The following is an 826-nucleotide window of genomic DNA, read 5'->3' as shown; positions in this document are numbered from 1 at the left end:
CGGGGCGGCCGGCGGAGCGGTCGGGAGCTGGATGGTCCGGTCCATCGGGGCCGGCGGTACGGGCGGTGCGGCCGCCGCCACCGGGGCGGCGGGCGCGGGGGCCGGGGAGTCGTCGACGGTGACGCCGAAGTCGGTGGCGATGCCCGCGAGGCCGTCGGCGTAGCCCTGGCCGACCGCGCGCACCTTCCAGGCGCCGCCCCGCTGGTAGACCTCGACCACGATGAGCGCGGTCTCCAGGCCCAGCCGGGGCGGGGTGAAGGTGACCAGCACCTCGCCGGTGTCGGCGTCGCGGACGGTGGCGGTGGGCTCCGTCCCGGCGAAGGTGGAGACCTGGTCGGCGGGGCTCGCGGTGACCACGATCTTGGTGATCCCGGCCGGGACGGCCCGGGTGTCGACGGTGATCGCGTCGGGGGTGCCGGCGGAGGCCGGGCGGTGGCTGACGCCGGGGCCGTTCGGGGCGTTGAAGAAGACGAAGTCGTCGTCCGAGCGGACCTTTCCGGCATCGGTCAGCAGCAGGCCGGAGACGTCCAGCGCCTTGGGCGCGGTGACCTCGACGGTCACTCGCGCGGCGGTCAGCGGTGCGTTGCCGCCTTGGGTCAGGACGGTGGGCACGGACTCCTCCTCGGGTGCGGAACGGCGGCCCGGCCGGGGCCGTTGGGGGCGCCGGGCCGGGTGCTGCCCACAGTAACGAACGAGGGTGCGGGGATGCGCCCGTCCGGCGGGCCCGGCTGTCGGATCGTCGGACGATCGTCCGCTGCGGGCCGTCGGCGGCTCAGCGGGCCGCGGCGGTCGGGGTCGCGGCCGGGGTGGGCGCCGGTGCGGCGAG

The 826-nt window shown here is 77.2% G+C and carries 1 protein-coding gene; it reads right to left on the bottom strand.

Translation table 11 applies throughout. The features are described from left to right. Nucleotides 1-600, bottom strand: a 600-nt coding sequence (locus AE652_RS42345) for a TerD family protein (protein WP_049661561.1), incomplete at its 3' end; no start/stop codon positions are given. Nucleotides 601-826: the final 226 nt, after the last annotated feature.

Origin of the sequence: Kitasatospora sp. MY 5-36 (genome assembly GCF_001182915.1) — a bacterium.
GTDB lineage: Bacteria > Actinomycetota > Actinomycetes > Streptomycetales > Streptomycetaceae > Kitasatospora.
Note: the sequence above shows the minus strand (reverse complement) of the source record. Positions and strands in the feature narration are given on the sequence as shown.